This window comes from Metabacillus mesotrionivorans (genome assembly GCF_052171315.1).
GTDB lineage: Bacteria > Bacillota > Bacilli > Bacillales > Bacillaceae > Bacillus_P.
Genome location: NZ_JBQMFF010000019.1, coordinates 1 through 3052 on the forward strand (window position 1 = coordinate 1; position 3052 = coordinate 3052).

Below are 3052 nucleotides of genomic sequence, written 5' to 3' on the forward strand. Positions count from 1 at the left end.
TTAGACTGTGGTTAAGTCCTCGAACGATTAGTATCTGTCAGCTCCACACGTCACCGCGCTTCCACCTCAGACCTATCAACCTGATCATCTTTCAGGGTTCTTACTCACAAATGTGATGGGAAATCTCATCTTGAGGGGGGCTTCATGCTTAGATGCTTTCAGCACTTATCCCTTCCGCACATAGCTACCCAGCGATGCCTTTGGCAAGACAACTGGTACACCAGCGGTGCGTCCATCCCGGTCCTCTCGTACTAAGGACAGCTCCTCTCAAATTTCCTGCGCCCACGACGGATAGGGACCGAACTGTCTCACGACGTTCTGAACCCAGCTCGCGTACCGCTTTAATGGGCGAACAGCCCAACCCTTGGGACCGACTACAGCCCCAGGATGCGATGAGCCGACATCGAGGTGCCAAACCTCCCCGTCGATGTGGACTCTTGGGGGAGATAAGCCTGTTATCCCCGGGGTAGCTTTTATCCGTTGAGCGATGGCCCTTCCATGCGGAACCACCGGATCACTAAGCCCGACTTTCGTCCCTGCTCGACTTGTAGGTCTCGCAGTCAAGCTCCCTTGTGCCTTTACACTCTGCGAATGATTTCCAACCATTCTGAGGGAACCTTTGGGCGCCTCCGTTACATTTTAGGAGGCGACCGCCCCAGTCAAACTGCCCGCCTGACACTGTCTCCCAGCCCGGTAAGGGCTGCGGGTTAGAATTTCAATACAGCAAGGGTAGTATCCCACCAATGCCTCCACCGAAGCTGGCGCTCCGGTTTCCAAGGCTCCTACCTATCCTGTACAAGCTGTACCAAAATTCAATATCAGGCTGCAGTAAAGCTCCACGGGGTCTTTCCGTCCTGTCGCGGGTAACCTGCATCTTCACAGGTACTATAATTTCACCGAGTCTCTCGTTGAGACAGTGCCCAGATCGTTACGCCTTTCGTGCGGGTCGGAACTTACCCGACAAGGAATTTCGCTACCTTAGGACCGTTATAGTTACGGCCGCCGTTTACTGGGGCTTCGGTTCAAAGCTTCGCTTGCGCTAACCTCTCCCCTTAACCTTCCAGCACCGGGCAGGCGTCAGCCCCTATACTTCGCCTTGCGGCTTCGCAGAGACCTGTGTTTTTGCTAAACAGTCGCCTGGGCCTATTCACTGCGGCTTTTCAGGGCTATTCACCCTAAAAAGCACCCCTTCTCCCGAAGTTACGGGGTCATTTTGCCGAGTTCCTTAACGAGAGTTCTCTCGCTCACCTTAGGATTCTCTCCTCGCCTACCTGTGTCGGTTTGCGGTACGGGCACCTCTCACCTCGCTAGAGGCTTTTCTTGGCAGTGTGGAATCAGGAACTTCGGTACTAAATTTCCCTCGCCATCACAGCTCAGCCTTATATGGGAAGCGGATTTGCCTACTTCCCGGCCTAACTGCTTGGACGCGCATATCCAGCAGCGCGCTTGCCCTATCCTCCTGCGTCCCCCCATTGCTCAAATGGTGAGGAGGTGGTACAGGAATATCAACCTGTTGTCCATCGCCTACGCCTTTCGGCCTCGGCTTAGGTCCCGACTAACCCTGAGCGGACGAGCCTTCCTCAGGAAACCTTAGGCATTCGGTGGAGGGGATTCTCACCCCTCTTTCGCTACTCATACCGGCATTCTCACTTCTAAGCGCTCCACCAGTCCTTCCGGTCTGGCTTCGACGCCCTTAGAACGCTCTCCTACCACTGTTCGTAAGAACAGTCCGCAGCTTCGGTGATACGTTTAGCCCCGGTACATTTTCGGCGCAGAGTCACTCGACCAGTGAGCTATTACGCACTCTTTAAATGGTGGCTGCTTCTAAGCCAACATCCTGGTTGTCTAAGCAACTCCACATCCTTTTCCACTTAACGTATACTTTGGGACCTTAGCTGGCGGTCTGGGCTGTTTCCCTCTTGACTACGGATCTTATCACTCGCAGTCTGACTCCCGAGGAGCAAGTCTTTGGCATTCGGAGTTTGACTGAATTCGGTAACCCGATGAGGGCCCCTAGTCCAATCAGTGCTCTACCTCCAAGACTCTCATACTCGAGGCTAGCCCTAAAGCTATTTCGGAGAGAACCAGCTATCTCCAAGTTCGATTGGAATTTCTCCGCTACCCACACCTCATCCCCGCACTTTTCAACGTGCGTGGGTTCGGGCCTCCATTCAGTGTTACCTGAACTTCACCCTGGACATGGGTAGATCACCTGGTTTCGGGTCTACGACCACGTACTAATTCGCCCTATTCAGACTCGCTTTCGCTGCGGCTCCGTCTCATCAACTTAACCTTGCACGGGATCGTAACTCGCCGGTTCATTCTACAAAAGGCACGCCATCACCCGTTAACGGGCTCTGACTACTTGTAAGCACACGGTTTCAGGATCTTTTCACTCCCCTTCCGGGGTGCTTTTCACCTTTCCCTCACGGTACTGGTTCACTATCGGTCACTAGGTAGTATTTAGCCTTGGGAGATGGTCCTCCCGGATTCCGACGGGATTTCACGTGTCCCGCCGTACTCAGGATCCACTCTGGAGGGAACGAAGTTTCGACTACAGGGTTTTTACCTTCTATGACAGGCCTTTCCAGGCCGCTTCATCTACCCCGTTCCTTTGTAACTCCGTATAGAGTGTCCTACAACCCCAAGAGGCAAGCCTCTTGGTTTGGGCTGATTCCGTTTCGCTCGCCGCTACTTGGGAAATCGCATTTGCTTTCTCTTCCTCCGGGTACTTAGATGTTTCAGTTCCCCGGGTCTGCCTTCAGTACCCTATGTATTCAGGTAAAGATACTGTTCCATTACGAACAGTGGGTTTCCCCATTCGGAAATCTCTGGATCAAAGCTTACTTACAGCTCCCCAAAGCATATCGGTGTTAGTCCCGTCCTTCATCGGCTCCTAGTGCCAAGGCATCCACCGTGCGCCCTTCATAACTTAACCAAAATTGGTCAATCGTTTGTTTAGACTGTAAAGTCTAAGAAAATCACTATGGTAAGCGTAAATCTCAGTGAATTACTTGTTATCAATTACGTTATCCAGTTTTCAAAGAACAAC

Annotated in this window: 1 rRNA gene; it reads right to left on the bottom strand. The window is 52.5% G+C overall.

The window, feature by feature from the left end:
* Positions 1-7 precede the first annotated feature (7 nt).
* A 23S ribosomal RNA gene (locus ACTSEZ_RS21285) occupies positions 8-2938 on the bottom strand.
* Between the last annotated feature and the right edge of the window lie 114 nt (positions 2939-3052).